General features: G+C 67.8%; 23 protein-coding genes. 6 read left to right on the top strand and 17 right to left on the bottom strand.

Annotation, left to right across the window (positions count from 1 at the left end):
* Positions 1 to 5: 5 nt before the first annotated feature.
* The 12 genes from gspE to V3B25_RS02390 all read right to left on the bottom strand — a co-directional run bounded on the left by gspE (position 6) and on the right by V3B25_RS02390 (position 11442).
* Positions 6 to 1439, bottom strand: a complete 1434-nt coding sequence (gspE, locus tag V3B25_RS02445; protein WP_049422991.1) for a type II secretion system ATPase GspE — start codon at positions 1437 to 1439, stop codon at positions 6 to 8.
* Positions 1436 to 3817, bottom strand: a complete 2382-nt coding sequence (gene gspD, locus V3B25_RS02440) for a type II secretion system secretin GspD (protein WP_329809966.1) — start codon at positions 3815 to 3817, stop codon at positions 1436 to 1438. Before gspD ends, gspE begins: the two co-directional genes overlap by 4 nt.
* Positions 3814 to 4341, bottom strand: a complete 528-nt coding sequence (gene gspM / locus V3B25_RS02435) for a type II secretion system protein GspM (RefSeq protein WP_329809965.1) — start codon at positions 4339 to 4341, stop codon at positions 3814 to 3816. Before gspM ends, gspD begins: the two co-directional genes overlap by 4 nt.
* Positions 4338 to 5501, bottom strand: coding sequence for a type II secretion system protein GspL (gene gspL / locus V3B25_RS02430; RefSeq protein ID WP_049422994.1), 1164 nt, complete (start codon positions 5499 to 5501; stop codon positions 4338 to 4340). Before gspL ends, gspM begins: the two co-directional genes overlap by 4 nt.
* A complete protein-coding gene (gene gspK / locus V3B25_RS02425; RefSeq protein ID WP_329809964.1) occupies positions 5498 to 6403 on the bottom strand; it encodes a type II secretion system minor pseudopilin GspK in 906 nt (301 codons plus the stop codon). The genes gspL and gspK overlap by 4 nt, the downstream gene beginning before the upstream one ends.
* 9 nt (positions 6404 to 6412) lie before the next feature.
* Positions 6413 to 6850: a type II secretion system major pseudopilin GspG gene (gene gspG / locus V3B25_RS02420; RefSeq protein ID WP_032128123.1), complete on the bottom strand. Its 438-nt coding sequence runs from the start codon at positions 6848 to 6850 to the stop codon at positions 6413 to 6415.
* 57 nt (positions 6851 to 6907) lie between these two features.
* A complete protein-coding gene (locus V3B25_RS02415; RefSeq protein ID WP_049422996.1) occupies positions 6908 to 7492 on the bottom strand; it encodes a hypothetical protein in 585 nt (194 codons plus the stop codon).
* A gap of 120 nt (positions 7493 to 7612) precedes the next feature.
* The gene (locus tag V3B25_RS02410; RefSeq protein ID WP_049422997.1) at positions 7613 to 8164 is read right to left on the bottom strand and encodes a hypothetical protein; all 552 of its coding nucleotides are present in this window, start codon (positions 8162 to 8164) and stop codon (positions 7613 to 7615) included.
* Between the two features lie 58 nt (positions 8165 to 8222).
* Positions 8223 to 9203, bottom strand: a complete 981-nt coding sequence (locus V3B25_RS02405) for a DUF4880 domain-containing protein (RefSeq protein ID WP_329809963.1) — start codon at positions 9201 to 9203, stop codon at positions 8223 to 8225.
* A gap of 69 nt (positions 9204 to 9272) precedes the next feature.
* Entirely contained in the window at positions 9273 to 9803 is a 531-nt protein-coding gene (locus tag V3B25_RS02400; protein ID WP_032128154.1) for a sigma-70 family RNA polymerase sigma factor, read from the bottom strand.
* A 16-nt stretch (positions 9804 to 9819) separates the two neighbouring features.
* Positions 9820 to 10500: a TonB C-terminal domain-containing protein gene (locus V3B25_RS02395; RefSeq protein ID WP_049422999.1), complete on the bottom strand. Its 681-nt coding sequence runs from the start codon at positions 10498 to 10500 to the stop codon at positions 9820 to 9822.
* 477 nt (positions 10501 to 10977) lie between these two features.
* Positions 10978 to 11442, bottom strand: coding sequence for an Lrp/AsnC family transcriptional regulator (locus tag V3B25_RS02390; protein WP_005409896.1), 465 nt, complete (start codon positions 11440 to 11442; stop codon positions 10978 to 10980).
* Between the two features lie 127 nt (positions 11443 to 11569).
* On the opposite strand from V3B25_RS02390, the gene V3B25_RS02385 reads away from it, so the two are divergent.
* The 6 genes from V3B25_RS02385 (at position 11570) to V3B25_RS02360 (ending at position 16359) form a co-directional block, all read left to right on the top strand.
* Complete coding sequence (locus V3B25_RS02385) at positions 11570 to 12301, top strand: AzlC family ABC transporter permease (RefSeq protein WP_329809962.1); 732 nt, start codon at positions 11570 to 11572, stop codon at positions 12299 to 12301.
* The gene (locus V3B25_RS02380) at positions 12298 to 12612 is read left to right on the top strand and encodes an AzlD family protein (RefSeq protein ID WP_005409898.1); all 315 of its coding nucleotides are present in this window, start codon (positions 12298 to 12300) and stop codon (positions 12610 to 12612) included. The genes V3B25_RS02385 and V3B25_RS02380 overlap by 4 nt, the downstream gene beginning before the upstream one ends.
* A 220-nt stretch (positions 12613 to 12832) precedes the next feature.
* Positions 12833 to 13414, top strand: a complete 582-nt coding sequence (locus V3B25_RS02375) for a hypothetical protein (RefSeq protein ID WP_152905246.1) — start codon at positions 12833 to 12835, stop codon at positions 13412 to 13414.
* A gap of 380 nt (positions 13415 to 13794) precedes the next feature.
* Positions 13795 to 14268 (top strand): hypothetical protein, encoded by a 474-nt coding sequence (locus V3B25_RS02370; RefSeq protein WP_049423001.1) that lies wholly within the window; start codon positions 13795 to 13797, stop codon positions 14266 to 14268.
* 136 nt (positions 14269 to 14404) lie between these two features.
* On the top strand, positions 14405 to 14833 hold the full coding sequence (locus tag V3B25_RS02365; RefSeq protein WP_005409905.1) for a PAS sensor domain-containing protein: 429 nt from the start codon (positions 14405 to 14407) through the stop codon (positions 14831 to 14833).
* On the top strand, positions 14830 to 16359 hold the full coding sequence (locus tag V3B25_RS02360; RefSeq protein WP_329809961.1) for a sulfite reductase flavoprotein subunit alpha: 1530 nt from the start codon (positions 14830 to 14832) through the stop codon (positions 16357 to 16359). The genes V3B25_RS02365 and V3B25_RS02360 overlap by 4 nt, the downstream gene beginning before the upstream one ends.
* 105 nt (positions 16360 to 16464) lie before the next feature.
* Here V3B25_RS02360 and V3B25_RS02355 read toward each other — a convergent pair whose 3' ends face one another.
* Genes V3B25_RS02355 through V3B25_RS02335 form a run of 5 tightly spaced genes read right to left on the bottom strand, consistent with a single transcriptional unit; the run spans position 16465 to position 20575 of the window.
* The gene (locus V3B25_RS02355; protein WP_329809960.1) at positions 16465 to 17133 is read right to left on the bottom strand and encodes an ATP-binding cassette domain-containing protein; all 669 of its coding nucleotides are present in this window, start codon (positions 17131 to 17133) and stop codon (positions 16465 to 16467) included.
* The gene (gene modB, locus V3B25_RS02350; RefSeq protein ID WP_329809959.1) at positions 17123 to 17806 is read right to left on the bottom strand and encodes a molybdate ABC transporter permease subunit; all 684 of its coding nucleotides are present in this window, start codon (positions 17804 to 17806) and stop codon (positions 17123 to 17125) included. Before modB ends, V3B25_RS02355 begins: the two co-directional genes overlap by 11 nt.
* Before the next feature lie 3 nt (positions 17807 to 17809).
* Entirely contained in the window at positions 17810 to 18553 is a 744-nt protein-coding gene (modA, locus tag V3B25_RS02345; RefSeq protein WP_329809958.1) for a molybdate ABC transporter substrate-binding protein, read from the bottom strand.
* A 19-nt stretch (positions 18554 to 18572) separates the two neighbouring features.
* On the bottom strand, positions 18573 to 19349 hold the full coding sequence (locus tag V3B25_RS02340) for a helix-turn-helix domain-containing protein (protein ID WP_100472820.1): 777 nt from the start codon (positions 19347 to 19349) through the stop codon (positions 18573 to 18575).
* Between the two features lie 11 nt (positions 19350 to 19360).
* Positions 19361 to 20575, bottom strand: a complete 1215-nt coding sequence (locus V3B25_RS02335; RefSeq protein WP_329809957.1) for a coproporphyrinogen III oxidase — start codon at positions 20573 to 20575, stop codon at positions 19361 to 19363.
* Positions 20576 to 20625 lie beyond the last annotated feature (50 nt).

The raw sequence follows: 20625 nt of genomic DNA, 5'->3' as shown, positions 1-20625 counted from the left end.
AGGCCTCAGTCGTCGCCGGTGACGCGCAGGATCTCTTCCAGCGTGGTCACCCCGCTGTCGACCCAACGCTGGCCGTCCTGGCGCAAGGTCCGCATGCCGGCACGCCGCGCAGCCTCGCGCAGCGCAGGTTCACCCTGCCCTTCATGGATCAACGCACGCACGCGGTCGTCGACCACGAACAGCTCATGGATGCCGGTGCGTCCCCGGTAGCCGCTGTTGGCACAGGCCGCGCAGCCCACCGCTCGCCACACGGTACGGCCCTCGCCGTCCACCTCGGCACGCCTGCATTGCGTGCAGAGCCGCCGCACCAACCGCTGCGCCAGCACACCGCGCAGCGACGAGGCCAGCAGGAACGGTTCCACGCCCATGTCGGCCAGGCGGGTCACCGCCGAGATCGCGTCGTTGGTGTGCAGGGACGCCAGCACGCCATGGCCGGTCAGCGACGACTGCACCGCAATCTGTGCGGTTTCCAGGTCGCGGATCTCACCGATCATGATGGTGTCCGGGTCCTGGCGCAGAATCGCGCGCAGCGCCGTGCCGAAGCTCATGCCGATACGCGCGTTGACCTGGATCTGGCCGATGCCGGCGAAGTCGTACTCCACCGGGTCTTCCACGGTGAGGATGTTGCTGGTGCTGCTGTCGAGCTGGCCCAGCGCGGCGTACAGCGAAGTGGTCTTGCCGCTGCCGGTCGGCCCGGTGACCAGCACGATGCCATGCGGCTGCCGGATCAATCCGGTGAACGTGGCCAGTGTGTCATCGGCCATGCCCAGGCGCTGCAGCTGCAGGCGGCCGGCATCCTTTTCCAGCAGTCGCAGCACGGCGCGCTCGCCATGCCCGGTCGGCACCGTGGAGACACGGATATCCAGCGGACGCCCACCCACGCGGATCGCGATGCGCCCGTCCTGCGGCAGGCGCTTCTCGGCGATGTCTAGGTGCGCCATGATCTTGATGCGCGACACCAGCGCCGCGTGCAGTGCGCGCCGCGGCTGCACCATGTCGCGCAGGGTGCCGTCCACCCGGTAGCGCACCACCGAGTGGGTCTCGAATGGCTCGATGTGCAGGTCGCTGGCGCCATCGCGTGCGGCCTGTGCCAGCAGCGCGTTGATCATGCGGATCACCGGCGCATCGTCCTGCGCGTCCAGCAGGTCGGTGACTTCCGGCATGTCCTGCATCAGCCGGTCCAGATCGACTTCGCTTTCAGCGGCACCGACCACGGCAGCGGCATCGCCGCCGTCACGGTACTGCTCACCCAGCCGCTGCTGCCAGGTCGCGGCATCCAGTGCCTGGAACGGCAGCGGACCATGCCGTCGGCGCAGTTCGGCCACGGCCCACGCCGCGGTTTCGGCGGTACCCAGCAGCACCGACTCGCCGCCAACTTCGGACAGCATCACGCCGTGGCTGCGCACCCAGGCGTACGGCAGTGGCGCGGCGGTGCTCACGGCCCGATCACCAGTTCCGGCGTGTAGCCCAGCCCGCGCAGCTGCTGCAGCGCCGGATCCAGCGTCGCCGGGTCGCGCGGCAATCGCACCCGCAGGCGTTGCCCGCTCTCACCCGGCGTCGCTTCGGCATAGGCCTGCAGGCCCAGTGCCCGCACCTGCGCCACGCCCTGGCTGGCACGCGCGGGGTCCAACCCCTGCGCGAACTGCACCAGCTGCGCATCGCCGTCACCGGACGGGTAAAGCGCCGCCAGGCTGCTGTTCTGCAGCGGCTGGCCCTGGCCATCGCGCGCATTGCCCTGGCCGAGTACAGACAGGTCCTGCGGCGGCAGCTGCGGTGCGGACAGCGCCGGCAATGCCCAGCTCTGCGCCGGCTGCGCACCCGCCTGCGCGTTGCGCATGTAGTCGTAGCGGTCGCGGGTCAGGCGCTGGCCAGCGGCGGGGTCGCGCACCACGTGCGGCCGCAGAAACACCATCAGGTTGGTCTTGGAGCGCTTGCGCGTATCACTGCGGAACAGCGCCCCCAGCACCGGGATCTTTCCCAGCCCCGGCACCGCGTCACGACCGTGGCTGACGTTGTCCTCCAGCAGGCCACCCAGCACCATGATCTGGCCATCGTCCAGCAGTACGCTGGTATCCAGCGCTCGCTTGTTGGTGATGATGCCGGCCGTGCTGTTCGCGCTCTGCGCGTCGATGCTGCTGACTTCCTGGTAGATGTCCAGCTTCACCGTGCCGCCCTCGGAAATCTGCGGGCGGACCCGCAGCTTCAGGCCCACATCCTCGCGCACGATGGTCTGGAACGGGTTGTTGCTGCCGCCGCCACCGTCAGTCACGTAGCGACCGCTGACGAACGGCACGGTCTGGCCGACCATGATGCTGGCCGCCTCGTTGTCCAGCGTCATCAGGTTCGGCGTGGACAGGATGTTGGCACCACCCTTGCTCTGCAACGCATTGGCCAACGCCTTCATGTTGAGGATCTGGCCGACACCGGGCAGGTTGATGGTGCCGTCGATGACACCGATCTTCAGACCGTCCTTGGGCAGGACGTCCAGGGTGGTGCGCGCGGCGGTGTTCAGGCCGCTGCCGCCGGTGACACCACCGAAATGGGTGCCGCCGAAGGTGCGGCCATTGCCCAGCATCCACTGCACGCCCAGTTCGGCCGCGTCGGTCTGGTTGACCTCCACGATGAGGCTTTCCACCAGCACCTGTGCACGGCGCTGGTCGAGCTGGTCGATCACCCGCCGAAGGTTGCGGTAGACCGGCTCCGGCGCCGAGATCAGCAGCGTGTTGGTGGCCACGTCGGCCTGCACCGAAATGCCGTTCTGGCTGAAGCCCGTGCTTCCGGCGTCGATCGGGTCGCGGCGGTTCGGGTCCAGCCGCTGCGATTCCAGCGCATTGCCACCGGTCTTGGCCTGCTGTGGCTGCGACGGCTGCGCGGGTGTGGAACGGTTTGCATCGCCGGGCAGTGGCGTGATGCCTTCGTTGCTGCCCATTGCCGGTGCATCGCTCTGCCCGGCCACCACGCCGCGCAGCACACCGGCGAGCTGGTTGGCCTGGGCATTGCGCAGGTAGACCACATGCAGGTTGCCGGACTCGTCCTGGGCACGGTCCAGCTTCTCCACCAGCTGCCGCGCCAGGCGCGTTCGGCCCGGGCTGCTGGAGCGCAGCAGCACGCTGTTGCTGCGGGGGTCGGCCATCACCACCACCTTCTGGCTGGGCTCGGCGCCCTGCGCATCCAGCAACGGCGCGACCATCGCCGCTACGTCAACGGCAATGCCCTGCTGCAGCTTCACCACATCCGTGTCCATGCCGGCCGGTGTATCGACGCTGGCGATCACCCGCGCGATGCGCTCCAGGTTGTCGGCATAGTCAGTGATCACCAGGGTGTTGTTGCCCGGGTTGGCGGTGATCGGATTGTCCGGGCTGATCATCGGCCGCAGCACCGCCACCAGCGCAGCCGCGTTCTCGTAGCGCAGCGCGAAGGTACGCGTGGCGACCTCGCCCCCTGCACCACCGGTGCCGACGCGCCCTCCCAACAGCTTGGCCTCGACCTGCGGCACCACCCGGCTGACGCCGCCATTCTCGACCACCGCGAAGCCACGCATGCGCAGCGCGCCCAGCAGCAACTGGTAGGCCTGGGTACGGCTGACCGGGCCATCGGAAACCACCGTCATCTTGCCGGTCACCCGCGGGTCGACCAGGAACTGGCGGCCGGTGAACCGTGCCGCCATGCGCAGCACGCCGCGGATATCGGTATCCACCAGGTTCAGCTGCACCGGTTCATCGGGGGCGTCCTGCGCCTGTGCCGGTGCAACAACCTGAGCGCCACCCACGATCAGGGCCAGTACAGTGCTGCAGGCAAGGCTGCGCATCGCCCTCATGAATGGCCACCCGCAGTGAGTGCCATCACGATGTTTCCGGATATCCGTGCCGCCGGCATGTTCGCATCCCCTGTGCGTGTCAGTTGCAGCTGCTGCAGTTCGATGGCCGGATCGGCCAGCACGGGCAGCAGCCAGTTCCACAGTGCGTCAGCAGGTACGGCCTGCACCTGCAGGTGCCAACGCCCGTCGCGTGCTTCGACATGCAGTCCATCGGCGAGGCCGGCGGACTTGATTCCATTACGCAGCGCGGCCAGCGTCGGGCGCTGCCCCTGCACCTGCTGCTGGCGTTCGCGTGCACGCAGCAGCGGCGCCAGTGCGCGCGCCTGCGCCTGCAGCCGCGGCAGCTCAGCCTGCCAGTGCGCACGCTGTTTCAGCAGCGGCTCCAGCCAGAATGACCACAGCCCCGCTACCAGCAGCGCCAGCACCATCACCCACAGCATCCAGCGGTCGCGCGGCGGCAGGTGCTGCCAGCGTCGCTGCAGACCGGCCACACCCTCGCCCAGGCGCACGGCTCTGGCGGTCACTGTCCGCCCCCACTCACGCGCAGGCGTCCACCGGCCTCGCGCGCCAGCTGCAGGCCCTGCGCCTGCGCCGCCTGCTGCCACTGCTCCAGCCGCTGTGCGTCATCGGCTACCGCCTGCGCATCGGCGTCCAGCTCCAGTTCCAGCTGGCCGGGTTGATAGCGCAGGCCGCGCACCTGGCCGCCCAACTCCGGAATCGCCTGCAGCGTCGTTGCGACCTGCCGCTGCACCGGTGGCAACGGCGGCGCCGGCAACGGCACGGCCAGCGCGCGCCGCGCCTGCAGCACCGGGTCCACCACATCGGTGATCTCCGGAAAGTGCGAGCTGAACTGCCGCGCCATGTCCTGCTGCAACGCCTCGCCCTCGCTGCGCCAGCGCGAGACCTGCAGCTGCAGCCCAAGCGCAGCCAGCAACACCGCCGCCAATGCGAGGCCGATCGCCACGCGTGGTGCCTGCCTGCTGCGACCAGGCAGTGGCAACGACCACGCTGGCACGGGTCCGCTGGCCTGCCGTTCATGCGCGACCACGGTGGCCGGCAGGTTCTCCGGCCACGCCGACGGCACGCTGTCGATCCATTGCACGGCCTGCACGCCGGCCTGCTGCAGGCGCACGGCCAGGGCTTGCATCACGGCACACGCGTCACGTCCGCCATACCATTGGACGAACCCACGATCGCGCCCGCTGCGCACCAGCAGGTGCTCGCCGCTGACCTGCAGCGTGGCCTGTCCGTCCTGCCACGGCAGCAGCAGCGGCGTCGGATACAGCGCCTGCAGCTGCAGTGCGCACGAGGCCAGCAGCTGCTGCGCCTGCAGGACCGCCTGCTGGCCGAGCCAGGCCACCGGAACGGTACCGTCAGCCGCCTGTGCACCGTGCGCCAGCGCCACCTCCTGCAGGTCATCCAGCAGCATCGCCTCTACTTCGCCCTGCAATGCGGCCTGCAGCCTGCGGCCCGACAGCGGCGGCAGCTGCAGTTCCAGCAGGATCAGGTCCTGCGGATCGAGACAGGCCAGCACCTCGGCCTGCGGATGACGTTGCCCGAGCACGGCCAAGCCCTCGCGGCCATGGGCCAGCACCCCACCCTTGTGCATCTGCGCCCACTCGACCGTACTGTCGGCGCGCAGGTGTTCCAGCGCCGGCAGGCGCACCCTCAGCTGCACGCTCATGCTCCAATCCTCGTCCACACACGCTGCACGCGCACACTGTCATCGCGGTACTCGCGCCAGATCAGGGCCCGGAAGTCGACCGCATTGCCATCGGCCTGTACCTGGCCGACGGCAAGGAACCACTCGCTATGAATGCCAAGCGGCACCACGGCCATCTGCGCGCTGCTCAGTTGCAGTCGATTGGCGATATCGCCGCGGTTGAGCAGCCAATGGCCACCGTCGCGCTCACCGAGCAGCGCCTGCAGGCGCCCCGGCTCCACGCCGGGAGTGACCGCCTGCAACACGCTGATGTCACTGGTGTTGGCATTGACCAGGGTCTGGGCCGGCAGCACCACGGTGCGCCGTGCCAGTGCCTGCACCGCCACTGGGTCGGCGCCCGCCAAGGCCTGCTCGATCAGCGATTCACGCGGCAACGGCGCCTGCGCCTGCAGGTCGCCATCACGCAGCCTCGCCTGGATGTGATCGGCAGCAGATGCACAGGCACCCTGCCCCAGGCCCTGCCCGGCACACAGCGCGATCAACGCGCGCCGTGCCTCCGGGTCCGGCTTGCCATAGGCCAGCAGGTTGCGCAGGTTGAACATGGACTGTGCATCGACCAGCTGCAACTGCACCGGCAGCGGCGCCTGCAGCGTCAGTGGACGCGCCCAACGGCCGCTGCGCACCGTGGTCAACTGCTCCTTTACATCGTCACGCAGCTGCTGCGCCGCGCGCTCCAGGGTGGCATCGACCGCCATGCGCACCTGCGCACGCAGCTGGTCGCCACGCAGCGCACGCAGCTGTGCCGACTGCCGGGTCAGCAGTGCAGTGGCAATCACCGCCACCAATGCCACCACCAGCAGGGCGACGATCACCGCCATGCCGCGCTGGCGGGTGCACGGGACCGAACGCGTCCGGGCTGTCATCTGCACGCCTCACAGCTGCCAGGAGCCGATGTCCGCGTTCCCGGCGTCGCCACCGGGTTTGCTGTCCGCACCCAGCGAGAACACATCGATGTCGCCATGGGTTCCGGGAATCTGGTACTGGTACGGATGGCCCCATGGGTCATTCGGCAGGCGATCCAGATACGGTGTCACCGGCATCGCACCGCTGCCCTGCGGCGGCTTCACCAGCGCCTGCAGGCCCTGTTCGGCGCTGGGATAGCGACCGTTGTCCAGCTTGAACAACTTCAATGCCTGCATCAGCGCCGCGATGTCCTGGCGCGCCGCCACCACGCGCGCCTGGTCGGGACGGTCCATCAACCGCGGCACGATCAATGCCGCGAGAATGCCGATGATCACCACCACCACCATGATCTCGATCAGGCTGAAGCCCTGCTGCCGAGCCCTGCGACTACCCACCTGCCTTGCCATTGTTCCGCCCTCGTCATCCTGGAAGAGACCGCTGCGCCATGGTCAGCGGTGCATGTGTCAGTACGATAAACATCCGCCTGCTATTCGCTGCGCGCGTGCCTGTGCAGGCGCAACACGTGTAGCCGGGGCACATGCAGACTCGAACAGGTGCTGCGGCACGCTGGCCAGCGCATCGTCGATGCAGCCGCGCAGCAACGGGTGCGCGCAGGCCTGCAGCAGGCGCACGCACTGCATCGGCGACCACGCGGTGCCATGGTCGAGGCCGATGAACATCCGGTAGGCCTGGTGGTAGCGCAGATCGTCGTACACGCGCTGCGCACTGTTGAGATCACGCACGACCACCAGCAGCGCCGCACGTTGCAGCAGCCGCACATCGCCTGCATCAAGCGGCAGCGCGTTCATGGCCGCTTCGGGCCAGGGCCGCAGCTGCAGATCGAGGGCGCGCCGCAACGCCGCCAGCGGATGCGCGCTGCTGTCCAGTGCCGCCCAGCGCGCCGCATCTGCCCAGGCGTCACTGGACAGTACCCAGACCCACGAGTGCCCATAGCGCTGCACGTTCACGGGCGTATGCCGTGCCTGTTCCAGCGACTGGCTCAGGTGACGATCCAGCTCCAGCATGCTGATCCTGCGACTGTCTGCCATCGGCGCCGCCCGTGCTCCGCGACGCGTGGTGCGTCGTACTCTGGAGAAGACGTCAGCAAGGCAGGAGAAGCGACAACGCGAATGCGTCTCTGTGCGCTGCGTGGCGCTTCATCAGCAACGTCATCGCAGCGTCATCTGCCTGCAGGCTTCGCGCTCCAGTCGCGGTGCTTCGCCCCCGCAACGGCGCGCCAGTATCGCCACATCGCTGCGCGCGGCGAACGTTGCCAGCGCATTGGACATATCCATGTCATCGCACCATGACGCCATAGCAACACGCAGCGCCGGCAGCTGCCAGCCATCCATCACGCCATGGGTGCCGGCCACGAACCAGTGCCAAAGACGATGATGCTGTACCTGCTCGTGCAGTTGCACGAGATCGTCGATGCCGTGCATGCCCATCAGCAGCAGCACGCGCGCCATCGCCGCAGGCGGTAGCGTGCCGGCCTCAGCGAGGGGCAGCACCTGCTGCTGCAGCCGCAACAGCATCGCCAACGGGTGCGACTGCGGATCGAACTCCAGCAGAACGGCCTGTTGCTGCCATTGCGCATCGGATACCACGCACACCCACGGCGATCCATAGCGATGCACCATCAAGGGCCGTCGCTGCGTGGTTTCCAGCAACGCCGACAGATTGCGGCGCAGATCCAGCACACCGATGGTCTCGTTGCGCATCCTTGGCGTCTCCTTGCTTGCAACAGCCCTGCGCGGCGCACACGGCCAGCGTCTTCACCTAACCAAGGACGGCAATGCCACCCGGAAAGCGACGCAGATCCAGCGACATCGTCAGTCGCAGCTGCTCCAGCGCGGCGTCCGGATCATCGATGCGGAAGCGGCCACTGACCGGGGCACGCGCCAACGCCGATTCGCCCAGCAGTACCTTGCCGCGGCGGTATCGGTTGATCTCATCCACCACCTCGCGCAGCGGTGCGCGGCGGAATACCAGCATGCCCTCGGTCCAGGCGCCCACCTCCGAAGCCACGGCCTCGGCCACCACACCACTGAGGCGCTCGTCGTACTGGGTCTGCTGGCCCGCCTGCAGCTGCAGGCGGCCCTGTGGGTGCTCGATGCGGGCACTGCCCTGCAGGCAGGTCACCCGTACCTGTCCATGGGTATTGCGCACGTCCAGGCGCACCGCACCTTCCTCGGCAATCACGCAGCCTGGCCCCGCGAACAAGGCCAGGCGCAGGCCAGCCTCGGTTTCGATCGCGGCCTGGCCCTGCACCAGCTCGAAGCCTTCGCCCTGCGCGTCCGCACGGCGGCGCAGGCTGCTCTGCGTATCCAGTTCGATCTTCAACTGCGGCAGGGGCGCGATCCGCAGCCGTTCGCCGGTGCCGGTGTGGAAATCGGCCGCCATGGCCGTCACCGACGGCCACAGCCCCAGCGGTGGGCGGATCGCCGCCACCACCACCAGGCTGGCTGGCGCAGCAATCGCGGCGCCCAGGAAGGCGCGCCGGCTCCAGCGCTGGGCCGGCGTCGGCGCGACCGGCTGGCGCGCAGCGGCGGGCAGCTGTTCGCCGGCCAGGCGTACCCGCTCCCATTGCCGGCGCGCACGGCCGAATGCTTCGCGATGACGCGGGTCAGCCTCGCACCACTCGCGGAACCTGCGCCCATCGGCGGCGGTCGCCTCGCCCGAAGTCAGCCGCACCACCCACGCGTGGGCCTGACGCTCGACGGCATCCAGCGGGCGTTGCAGGCGATCGTCAGGATCCATGGGGGCTCATGCCGGACCCGCACGCTGCGGGGTTCTGCTCGGCGTCAAAGTGTAGACGGATGCCGTCGCTCAGAACCGCACCTGACGCCCCTGTCCACTGCGCTCGGCCAAGTAGTCCTGGGCCGCTTTCAGCTCGCGCTGCACAAGCCGCAGCGACACGCCCAGCTGGTCGGCGACGTCGCGCTGCTGCAGGCCATCGACGCGGATCGCCAGCAGGATGCGGCGTCGGCGCTCGGGCATGCGCTGCAGCAGGCCGACCATGTCCTCCAGCGCGAAATCCAGTTCGGCCGCCTGCGCCGGGCCCGGTGCAGGGTCGGCCATCTCCATCAGCGTATCCACCTCTTCCAGGCTCAGCAGGCGGTGGTCGGCACGCTGGCGGTCGATCACCGTGTTCATCGCCATGCGCAACAGGTAGGCCGCGGGGTTCTGCACGGCATCCAGGCGGTCACGGCGCGCACTCAGGCGCATCCAGGTGTCCTGCAGCGCATCGCCGGCCAGCTCCTCCGAGCCCAGCTTGCGCACCAGGCGGCGCTTCAGCTCGTCGTAGGCCCCCAGAAGGTGGTCCATCAGGTCAACTGCCCCAGCCGTACCGTTGCTCATGTTCGAATCCTTGAAGTCATGGAAGGGGCGCGCGCCGGCCACAGTCGTGGTCGGTGCCGGAAGGTCGGATCTGCAGCGTCACCGGCTGCGGCAGCGCAGCGGCGTCGGGCGCCAGCACCAGGCCCTGCAGCGCCTGCAGCAGGCGCGCATCGCGGCGGGCACTGCCACTACCGGACAGCAGTTCGGGCTGCTGCACCTGGCCCTCGGCGTCGACGCGGAAGCGCAGGGTTGCGGCATAGCGGCCGGGCGCGATCTCAGGGTCGTCACAGAACGCCGCGCGCAGGCGCTGCTGCAGGCCGCCATAGCGGCGGCGACGTTCGGCCTCGGGAAGATCGACGCCAACACGGGGTTCGGCGGCCGAGGACGTTCCCCGGCGCAGCACCACGCGCTGCTCGCCGATCACCTCGGCCTCGATGCCGGTGTCCTGCAGCAGCATCTGCAACGCAGGCAGCGGCATCAGGCTGGCGCGCAGCGCATGGCTGCTGCGGCCCGCGGCGAGGTCGCCCGGGTACATCACCGACCACCCGCTGATGACACTGAAGCGCTCGACCGCCTGTTCCAGCGGCTGCGCAGGGATATCGTAGGCATGAACACCGTCCTGCGCGGCAGCGGCAGAGGACAGCAGCAGCCATGCGGCGATGGCCACCTTCCAAGTTCTGACCGCATGGTGTCCATTCAGCCCCCTGACGTAGAACACATGACCCTCGGCAGCGACAGCAGCTGCAGTGGACGCGCGCCACGACCGGAGACCCGGCCCGCGCGACCAGCAAGCAGGCTCAAACCGTACCGGGGCCAGATGTCATTGCGATGACCACTGCCTACGCCCGGCGTTGAGCCAGGCTCCGTGAACCCAGTCACGCATCAGGAATCAATGAATCGAACAGACATGTCCATCTGCTCCCGGGGTCAGAGCCCGTTGCACAGCAACGGGATCCGACCCCAACAGGTCGCGGGGAACTGTCAGGCGCGGGGCGGTGTGGGCAGGCAGGACCGTTGGCGCCATGGATGGCGCCATCGAGCCCCCATGGATGGGTCTACGGCGTGTCCTGCCTGGCCACACCGCCCCGCCGCCCTGGGAACATCGCCGTTGCGGTTGCTGTTGCTCCTGAGGTTGCCGGCCAGCGGCCGGCACTACCGCGGGTGCCGGGTGCAACCCGGCCGGAACCCCCATCCCTCAAAGCGGCAACTGGGTCGTCTGCTTGATCCGCTGCATCGGGATCTCGGTCTTGGTGTTCTGCACCCCGGCAATCCGGTTCAGGTGCTGCATCTGGAACTGCCGGTAGGCGTCCAGATCCGCCACCGCCACCCGCAGCAGGAAATCGCAGTCCCCCGCCATCAGATGGCATTCAAGTACTTCCGGGAAAGACTTGATGCTGTTGATGAAGTGATTGGTCGTGTCCTCGTCCTGCCCGCGCAGCCACACCCGCACGAACACCGTGAAGCCACGTCCCACCTTGGCCTCATTCAGCAGGGCAACATAGCGATCGATGTAGCCGCCCTCCTCCAGCAACCGCACCCGCCGCAGACAGGCCGAGGGCGAAAGGCCCACCTGCCGGGCCAGCTCCAGGTTCTGCAGCCGTCCGTCACGCTGCAGGGCGTCGAGGATGCGGCGATCGAGGTTGTCGAGCTGGTACTGCATTGAATTTCACCTTTGGCGACCTTGGCCGCATGGAATCTCAATACTCCCGAATCGAATGGCATCAACGCAACCCGATTTCGCGATTGGACCGCTAGCATGGGCCACCCCCACCTCGTTGTGCCGTTCCATGGACGCCCGTACCACCCTCTCCCTGCCCGACACCTGCGATACCGCGCCGCGTGCCGAATTCCTGCGCGGCCTGCGCGCCGCCGTGCCGGTGATGATCGGCTTCATTCCGTTCGCCCTGGTGCTCGGCGCCCAGGCGGCCCAGAAAGGCCTGAGCGCACTGGAAGTGCCGCTGATGACCGGCCTCAACTTCGCTGGCGGCTCGGAGTTCGCCGCCGTCGAACTGTGGACCTCGCCACCGCACATTGCACTGATTGTGGCCATCACCGCGCTGGTCAACAGCCGCCACCTGCTGATGGGCGCCAGCCTGGCCCCGCTGCTGCAGCACCTGCCGCGCCGCCGGGTGCTGCCGGCCCTGTTCTTCATGTGCGACGAGAGCTGGGCGATGGGCGTGGCCGATGCGCGCCGCCGTGCGCTCGGCTTCAGCCTGGCCTACTACCTGGGCGTGTCGGCAGGCCTGTACACGGTCTGGGTGGCCTGCACCGCGCTGGGTGCGATCGTTGGGCCGATGCTGGGCGATATCCACGCCTACGGCTTCGACATGGCCTTCCCCGCCGTGTTCCTGGTGCTGCTGCGTGGCATGTGGCAGGGCATGAAGGCCGCGCGCCCGTGGCTGGTCAGCCTGGTGGTGGCCGCTGCCACCTACCTGCTGGTGCCGGGTGCGTGGTACGTGGCCAGCGGCGCACTGGCGGGCCTGGCCGCGGCCTGGCTGCTGGCGGAGGACGCGGCATGATCTTCAACGGCCTGATCCACTGGACCTCGGTACTGACCATCGTGTTGATGGCCGCCGCGACCTATCTGACCCGCATCGTCGGCTTCCTCGCGCTGCGCAACCGCACGTTGAGCAAGCGCGCGGTGACCGTGATGGAGGCCGCACCGGGCTGCGTGCTGATCTCGGTGATCGCGCCCGACTTCGTCGCCGACAAGCCCGCCGACCTGGCCGCACTGGCGATCACCCTGCTGGCCGCCACGCGGTTGTCGATGCTGCCGACGGTGCTGATCGGCGTGGTTTCTGCGGGTGTGTTGCGTTATCTGATGGGCTGATGCGCCCGCGAGTTCCCCACGTGGTGTGACTGCAGGCGCAAGTGTCGCCATTGGCGCGACCTGCGCATGTGTCTGGCGCGTCGAATGAGGCCCGGAGCCAGCTACCAGAGGTCCTTGAAACACTTCCGATTGCCTGATCGAGCCTGATCCGGTACGGATCGACTGCCGGATCAGCAGGTTGAGCTGATCGGTCAATCGACGTCCAACGTGGAGATTACCAATGAGCAATCTGCGAGTTGTCGTGGCAGCTGTCGGTATCACCCTCGTCTCTGCTGGCTGCGGGCCGATGGAGTGGCAGTTGAGCGCATCGTGCGAAGAAACCAAGAAGTGCCGGATAGAAGGCAGGATTGGAGGCAAGATCGGCGTAGGCGAACGCGATGGCCTACCTTGGTTCGAGCGAGTTCTGCTGGCGTCGACATCAGAAGTACCAGATGCCGCGCAGTTCGAAATCGACGTCTCGGGTTCATCCATAGCCTTCCCAGCCAATGGATTCGTAACCCTGCTGTTGTTTGATGCCCGGCAAGGAGCCACCATCGCCGCCAAGCAGTTCCAATGGCATCGAACAGGAACCGTCCTCCGGCTTGTCGATCCGGATGATGCGAACGCCTGGGCCGCATCTGCGTCCGGTCCAGCGACCGAGTTGAGGTACGACCTCGCAACATTCGATGTAGGTGCAGCCCCTGGACCAAACACCATCGCGGCGGCCTCTCGATACGGCGGAGCCACCAAGGCGGCCTCAGTCTCGGACTTTCAAGTCTGTACGAAATATCCATCGCCGTATCAATGCGGGCTGACCCCCTGATGCAGCGCCGCCAGTCCAGGCGTACCCAACCAGACCCCGCCCTCGGGCACTATGCTGGGCTGGCGGCAATCCTTCTGGCCACAAGTGCGTGCCAATCCCTCCAGCTGCCTCCCCGGAACCTGGTCAGTCCCGATGGAGGGTATGCCACCCTGCTGCGAGGCCCTTTCTCGCATCTGAAGATCAGCACAGTATCGGTGCTACCCGGCCCGGAAAGCTCGGAGTATCCCAATCGATCCATCGAGTGCAGGAGGTCATCCGTCGCAACTCGAGTCCTCTGGGCAGATCGAGCGCTTTCAGCCATGCAGGCGTCGCGGCTCTGCGAGGCCGCCGCACGATCCGCTGAATTGCCGCTCCAGGCCAATGGGCAGGAACGGACACCAATGCGCTATCAGCTCACGATCGTAAGTGACGGAGGCGGCATCTGGCGACAGCTGCCAGGACCAGAGCCGCAGGGCCAGATGGTCAGTTTCTGGTTTCCCTCCGGCCCCGACACCGACTCGCTGCGCAGGCACGTGATCGCCACCACCGCCCATGAGTTCCAGCATATCGCCACCGCATTGTCAGGGCAGCCGCGGCGCGGCCGGCAGCGAGAACCAGACGCCTATCTGGCAGGCGCATGTGCCCAGCTAGTGATCGAAGGCGCCCTTGCACGTGCGGATCTGCCTGGCGGACATGATCCGCGAGCTGATCCGTTCCTGCCATCCGCAGCCAGGCGCTCCGCGCATGCGGGCAGTACGACCGGGGCAGCACTGCTGCGGTTCTTCGGTGGCGCAGACATCTTGCACATCAATGAGGGAGGTCGCCACCTCGTGCAGCATTGCCACGAGACGATCGGCTTTCCCCAGCAGCAGTGAACGCCCCCTGCGACACCCGGTCGCAGGCCATCGCGCCACCTACTTGATCAATGTCAAACCGCCCGCCGCCGTGCGGGCGTATTTCTATGCAGGAACCGAACACGCCGGCGTTACCGGCATCCACAAGGACCCTGCGATGAGCTACACCCCCGACAACGCCCAGCTGCTGAACGCCATGCAGAACGTCATGGTGATCTCCACCACCGACCTGCAGGGCAACATCACCTACGCCAACGACCTGTTCTGCACGCTTACCGGCTTCGCCCGCGAGGAACTGATCGGCCAGCCGCACAGCATCGTGCGCCATCCGGATGTGCCCAAGGCGGTCTACAAGGACATGTGGGACACCATCAAGGCCGGCAAGACCTGGACCGGCATCGTGCCCAACCTCGGCAAGGGCGGCGTGCTCTACGTGGTCGACACCACCGTGCAGCCGCTGTTCGACGCCGACGGCAACATCACCTCGTACATCAGCATCCGCCGCGTGGTGAACGACCTGATGCAGAACTACGACCTGGTCGAGTTCAGCAAGGAAAAGTTCGACGACTTCTACGAGGCCGCGTGAACGCCCTCCCGACCAGTACGCCCTTCAGCCGCCTGCTGGTGGGTTTCGCGTCCGAGTCGGGCAATGCCCGCGCCCTGGCCCAGCGCCTGGGCGCGGACCTGCAGCCGCACGGGCCGCAGGTGCTTCCGTTCAACGACATCGACGTGGCCAGCCTCGGCCACGGCGATGTGCTGCTGGCGATCTCCAGCTCGTTCGGCGATGGCGAACCGCCGGCCAACGGCGAACAGTTCTTTGAAACCCTGCGCCAGACTTCGACGCTGAGCGGCCTTCGCTATGCGGTGTTCGGCCTCGGCGACACCGGCTACCCCAGCTTCTGCGGCTTCACCAAGGCGCTGGATGCCGCGCTGAGCGAGCGCCAGGCGCAGCCGCTGCTGCACCGCGTGGATGCCGATCTGGGCTACGAGCAGTTCTTCCAGCAATGGCAGCCGGTGCTGGGCCAGGTCCTGGACGGCGACGTGAACGCTGGCCAGGACCTGCACCTGCAGGTGACTGCCTATGGCGAAGACAATGCGTTTGCCGCCCCCATTCTCGAACGCCGCCGCTTGAACAGCAGCGACCCGGCCGCCTGGCACCTGCAGCTGGACATTGCCGGCAGTGGCATGGCCTACCGCGCGGGCGACACCCTGCACGTGGTACCCGAGAACGACCCTGCCCTGCTGCAGGCATTGGCCACCTGGTACGGCGACACCGCCGCCGTGGCCGCCCTGCATGACCGCGAGCTGCGCCTGCTGAGCAAGGGCGTGCTGCGCGAACTGGCCAAGCTCGGCGGCAGCGAGGTGCTGAAGGGCCTGTTGAAGGTCAGCCAGAAGCGCGAGCTGGAAGCCTACCTGCACGGGCTGGACGTGCTGGACGTGCTGCAGGACCACGCCACGCCGGACAGCGTGCCGCTGGCCCGCCTTCGCGAACTACTGTCACCGCGACTGCCGCGCGCCTATTCGATCGCCTCGCACCCCTGCAACGACCAGCTCAGCCTGTGCGTGCGCGAAGTACGCTACACCCTGCGCGGTCGCGAGCGCTTCGGCACTGCCACCGGCAGCCTGCTGCACGGCGGCGACCACGCCCGTGTGTACTGCCGCTCCAATCCCGGCTTCCATCTGCCAGATACCGGCGAAGCTCCCCTTCTGCTGGTCGGCACCGGCACCGGCATCGCGCCGCTGATGGGCCTGATGCAGGAGCTGCAGGCCACCGCCTGCCAACGCGAAGTGCACCTGGTGTTCGGCGAGAAGCACAGCCAGCACGACTACCTGTATCGCGACCAGCTGCAGGACTGGCACACGCGTGGTGTGCTGGCCGGCCTGCATACCGCGTTCTCGCGCGATGGCGCCGAAAAGGTCTATGTGCAGCATGTGCTGCAGCAGCGCGGCGATGAAGTGCGCGACGTGCTGGCCCGCGGCGGGCATCTTTACCTGTGCGGCAACAAGAGCCACCTGGAAGGCGCGGTGCGCGAGGCCATCGATGCCATCAGTGGCGAAGGGCACTGGGACGCGCTGCGGGGTGAAGGCCGCACGCACTGCGAGCTGTATTGATCCATTCCACTGGATTGCGCGAACGCTGGATCAGTAGAGCCGGCCGCTGGCCGGCTGCCCCGGATTCCACGGTTGCCGGCCAGCGGCCGGCACTACCATCACGGGTCAACCGGCGACGATACGGCCGTCCACCATGCGCGCCACCTGCTGGCCGAACATCGCCACATCCTGCGGATCGTGGCTGATCAACAGCAGCGGGATGCCGGTGGTGTCCAGCACGGTCTCCAGCTCCTGGCGCAGGTGCTGGCGCAGATCATGGTCCAGCGCGGAGAACGGCTCATCCAGCAGCAGCGCCTGCGGCTGCGTCACCAGGGCACGCGCCAGGGCGGTACGCTGACGCTGCCCCCCGGAGACCTGCGAGGGCAGCAGATCGCCCACGGTGTCGATACGGAATGCATGCAACCACTGCTCCACCGCCTCGAAGCGCTGGCCGGCGCGCGGATTGAGCCAGCCCTTCTCCAGCCCAAACGCCACGTTCTGGCGCACGCTCAGGTGCGGGAACAACGCATAGTCCTGGAACACATAGCCCAGCCGGCGGCGCTGCGGCGGCAGATCCACACCGGTGGCCGCATCGAACAGGGTCTGCCCCTGCAGCCGCACATGACCTTGGCCAGGCCGCAGCAGCCCGGCCACTGCCTTCAGGGTCAGGCTCTTGCCCGCGCCGGAGGGTCCGAACAGCACCACCTGCCGCTGCGTGCACTGCAACGCCACGTCCAGCACGAAACTCTGGCCGGCCGCCTGCAGTCGGCGCTGTACCTGCAGGTCAAGCCACATCACGCAGCTCCCGGCGACGCCCGCCCACCAGCCGTGCGGCCAGCAGCAGGATCACGATGCAGACCACCGAGGTCAGGATCACCAGCGCATTGGCCTTACCGTCCTGACCGGCCTGCACCGCTTCGTAGATGGCGATCGACAACGTCTGCGTGCGGCCCGGAATGCTGCCGGCCACCATCAGGGTGGCGCCAAACTCGCCCATCGCGCGCGCGAAGGCCAGCAGCAGGCCGGCGAGGATGCCGCGCCAGGCCAGCGGCAGCGTGATGCGGAAGAACACCGCCGCTTCGGATACCCCGAGCGTGCGCGCGGCCTGCTCCAGCTGTCCGTCCACTTCCTCGAACGCCGCGCGCGCCGGCTTGAACACCAGCGGCAGCGAAGCCACCGCCGCAGCGATCACCGCCGCCTGCCAGGTGAACACCAGGTTGATGCCGAACCACGACTGCAGCCACGCGCCGATCGGTCCGTTGCGGCCGATCAGCACCAGCAGGTAATACCCCAGCACCGTCGGCGGCAGCACCATCGGCAGGGTCAGCAGCGAATCCAGCAGCTCACGGCCGGGAAATCGCCGCCGCGCCAACAGCGCGCCCAGTGCCACGCCCAGCACCAGATTGATCGCGGTGGCCCAACCGGCCACCTTCAGCGACAACCTCAGCGCGCTCCAGTCGAGATCCATGCCTCAGGGCTTACCGAACCCGTGCTTGGCCAGGATCGCCTGGCCCTGCGCCGAACGCACGAAGGCGGTGAAACGCTTGGCTTCGGCCGGCTGCGCACTGGCCTTGGTCACCGCCAGGGGATAGGCGATGCGCCCTGCCACCGGCACCGCGAAGGCACGGCGCACGCGGTCGGGCATCGCCTGCGCATCGGTGGCGTAGACGAAGCCGGCATCCACTTCACCGCGCGCCACGTAATCAAGTGATTGGCGCACGTTCTGCGTGGTGATGATCCTGCCCTGCACCGACGGCCACAGGCCGGCTGCCTGCAGCGCGCCCTTGGCATAGCGGCCGACCGGCACGCTGTCCGGGTTGCCCAGTGCGATGCGCTGCACGCCGGCATCGGCCAGGTCCTTCAAGCTACGCGGCGCGGCCTTGGCCTGCGGCGGCGCCACCACCCACAGCGCGTTCACCGCGAACACCTCGCGGGTGCCAACCGCCAGCAGATCCTGCTGTTGGGCCTGGTCCATCGTGGTTTCATCGGCCGACGCGAACACGTCCACCGGCGCGCCACGGCTGATCTGCTGCAGCAGCACGCCAGAGGCGGCGAAGTTGAAATCGACCTTGGTACCCGGGTGCGCCTTCTCATAGGCAGCGCCCAGCTCGCGGAAGCTCTCGGTCAGGCTCGAGGCCGCCGACACCGTCAGCTCGGCCGCCCAGGCCGGCAGCGTGGCCAGCAGTCCCAGCAACAACAGTCCAGCGCGCTTCATCATCGGCTCCCGGCCAGGTTCAATTCGGATCAGATTCGTCGGCCACCGCCAGCGCCGCCAGGCGCTCGGGCTGCAGCAGCAGGATCTCACGCTGCTTCACCGCGATGATCCCATCATCGCTCAGGCGGCGCAGCACGCGGCTGGCGGTTTCCGGCGCCATCCGCAGATAATTGGCGATCTCGGTACGTGCCATCGTCAGGTTGAAACGCGTGGCGGAAAAACCGCGCCGCGCGTAACGCTCGGACATGTCCAGCAGGAACGCAGCCATGCGCTCTTCGGTACGGTGGTTGGCGGCCAGCGTGGCGACCTTGCCGATCTCCGCACTGAGCAGGCTGAACAGCTTGGCCTGCAGCCCCGGCATGCGCGTGGCCAGCAGGCTCAACTTGGGGAACGAGATGCGGCACAGGTGCACGGTGTCCAGCGCCACCGCATTGCAGGGGAAGCGCGAACCGTGAATTGCGTTGAGGCCGATCACTTCGCCCGGCAGGCTGAAGCCCAGCACCTGCTCGTTGCCCTGGCTGTCATCGACGAAGGTCTTGACCATGCCGGCGCGCACCGCAGCAATCGAATCGAACGATTCGCCGGCGCGGAAGATGTAGTCACCCGCATGGAACGGACCGACGTGGTCGACCAGCACGTGCAGGTCGCCCAGCGCGGTCTTGTCGTACCCCTGCGACATGCAGGCATCGGAAAATGCACAGGTACTGCAGAAATGCAGCGCGTCGCCGTCATCGGCGGCAGCGGGATTCGGCGTGGCCCGGCCGAGGCGGCCCTGGGTAGGCGGAGTTGAAGACATCGAGGCAGGACTCAAGCGATGGCGGCCGCCGGCCGGAAGCATGCGGCCATCATACGCCACAGCAGGCGCCCTTCTTCGGCCAGCCGCAGCACGCGTGCATCCCAGTGTGCCCAGTCGCGCGCCAGCAGCGGCGACAGCGCGGGCAGCTGCTCGGCGAAGCATTCCTCGAACGGTTCTTCGTTGCGCCATTCGAAGGCCGCGGCATCGAGGGCATGGTCGCAGGCGATGCTCTGCGCCACTTCAGCCACCAAGCGCTCGTCCTCGGACAGAATCAGCCCGGCAGCCACACCCATGTGACCCGCTTGCAAACGCGCACGCCATTCACCCAGTTCGTCCTCCAGCCGGTAGAACACCTCGCCGATCTGGCTGCAGGCAGACAGGCCGAGGCCGATGAAATCACTGCGGTCGCGACGCGGCACGCCGGCCAGGTCGCAATGGCGCTGGCCGTCACCCGGCCCGTGCGGGTTCGGCAGGTCGCCCCGCTGGTAATGATCGCCACCGATCGCCTCGTAGCCGGCTGCGCGCAGCAGCCGCCAGCTCTGCAGCCATCGTGCGGCCGAGGGATGCTCTGGCAGCGCACACGGCGCCGGCAGCAGAATACGCTCGGGTGCTTCAGCCAGAACTTCATGCAGCCGTTCGATGAAGCCGGCGTCCTCGCAGCTGGGCACGCGCAGCTGGTAGTAGCGCGCAGTGAAGCCGACCTGCCGCGCCTGTGCCAGCAGGGTCGGCCCCGGCGCATCGGCACGATCGATCACGTTCAGGCGGGTGCAGCCCACCGCGCGCAGCTGCGCCGGCGCCAGCGCGCTGCCGGCGTCCAGCCGCACCTCCACCTGTGGCCGCGCCACCGTGCGCAGGTGCTGCGGCACCGCATCCAGCAGCTGGCCCAGCTGGGGCGGCGGCAGCGTCTCGGCCAATCCCAGCTGCAACACCATCGCCACCACTTCGCGGTCCTCGGCCAGAGCGTCGGCCTGCAGCCGCAACGCCAGCAGCAAGGTGTCCAGATACGCCTGCGGTGGCGCATCGCGCCCGCCACGACCGGCCTGGAAGCCGAGCGTCAAGCCACGCGGGATCAGGTGCTCGTTGCTGGCACGCACGGCGGCACGCCAGCCGCTTTCGCCAAAGCCGGTGCTGAACTGGTCAGCCGCCGGAAACAGCACATACCGGGGTTGCCGCAGCAATGCCGCCTGCAGCGCAGTGTCCTCACTCTCATCGACGTGGAAGCTCATGGCACACATCTTCGGGCGTTCCTCTTCGCGTGGCCCTGATTGAAATCAAG

The organism is Stenotrophomonas sp. SMYL8 (assembly GCF_036320065.1).
Lineage (GTDB): Bacteria > Pseudomonadota > Gammaproteobacteria > Xanthomonadales > Xanthomonadaceae > Stenotrophomonas > Stenotrophomonas maltophilia_A.
The sequence above is the reverse complement of the archived record's forward strand: the minus strand, read 5'-3'. Positions and strand labels throughout refer to the sequence as shown.

Excerpts from the sequence above, each read along its gene's own strand:
- V3B25_RS02385 (WP_329809962.1), top strand. The coding sequence starts at position 11,570 with ATGGACGCCCGTACCACCCTCTCCCTGCCCGACACCTGCGATACCGCG.
- V3B25_RS02355 (WP_329809960.1), bottom strand. The coding sequence starts at position 17,133 with ATGTGGCTTGACCTGCAGGTACAGCGCCGACTGCAGGCGGCCGGCCAG.
- V3B25_RS02340 (WP_100472820.1), bottom strand. The coding sequence starts at position 19,349 with ATGTCTTCAACTCCGCCTACCCAGGGCCGCCTCGGCCGGGCCACGCCG.
- V3B25_RS02335 (WP_329809957.1), bottom strand. The coding sequence starts at position 20,575 with ATGAGCTTCCACGTCGATGAGAGTGAGGACACTGCGCTGCAGGCGGCA.
- V3B25_RS02365 (WP_005409905.1), top strand. The coding sequence starts at position 14,405 with ATGAGCTACACCCCCGACAACGCCCAGCTGCTGAACGCCATGCAGAAC.
- modA (WP_329809958.1), bottom strand. The coding sequence starts at position 18,553 with ATGAAGCGCGCTGGACTGTTGTTGCTGGGACTGCTGGCCACGCTGCCG.
- V3B25_RS02405 (WP_329809963.1), bottom strand. The coding sequence starts at position 9,203 with ATGGATCCTGACGATCGCCTGCAACGCCCGCTGGATGCCGTCGAGCGT.
- gspD (WP_329809966.1), bottom strand. The coding sequence starts at position 3,817 with ATGAGGGCGATGCGCAGCCTTGCCTGCAGCACTGTACTGGCCCTGATC.
- V3B25_RS02375 (WP_152905246.1), top strand. The coding sequence starts at position 12,833 with ATGAGCAATCTGCGAGTTGTCGTGGCAGCTGTCGGTATCACCCTCGTC.
- gspG (WP_032128123.1), bottom strand. The coding sequence starts at position 6,850 with ATGGCAAGGCAGGTGGGTAGTCGCAGGGCTCGGCAGCAGGGCTTCAGC.
- gspK (WP_329809964.1), bottom strand. The coding sequence starts at position 6,403 with ATGACAGCCCGGACGCGTTCGGTCCCGTGCACCCGCCAGCGCGGCATG.
- V3B25_RS02370 (WP_049423001.1), top strand. The coding sequence starts at position 13,795 with ATGCGCTATCAGCTCACGATCGTAAGTGACGGAGGCGGCATCTGGCGA.
- V3B25_RS02400 (WP_032128154.1), bottom strand. The coding sequence starts at position 9,803 with ATGAGCAACGGTACGGCTGGGGCAGTTGACCTGATGGACCACCTTCTG.
- V3B25_RS02380 (WP_005409898.1), top strand. The coding sequence starts at position 12,298 with ATGATCTTCAACGGCCTGATCCACTGGACCTCGGTACTGACCATCGTG.
- V3B25_RS02410 (WP_049422997.1), bottom strand. The coding sequence starts at position 8,164 with ATGCGCAACGAGACCATCGGTGTGCTGGATCTGCGCCGCAATCTGTCG.
- V3B25_RS02390 (WP_005409896.1), bottom strand. The coding sequence starts at position 11,442 with ATGCAGTACCAGCTCGACAACCTCGATCGCCGCATCCTCGACGCCCTG.
- gspL (WP_049422994.1), bottom strand. The coding sequence starts at position 5,501 with ATGAGCGTGCAGCTGAGGGTGCGCCTGCCGGCGCTGGAACACCTGCGC.
- V3B25_RS02415 (WP_049422996.1), bottom strand. The coding sequence starts at position 7,492 with ATGGCAGACAGTCGCAGGATCAGCATGCTGGAGCTGGATCGTCACCTG.
- modB (WP_329809959.1), bottom strand. The coding sequence starts at position 17,806 with ATGGATCTCGACTGGAGCGCGCTGAGGTTGTCGCTGAAGGTGGCCGGT.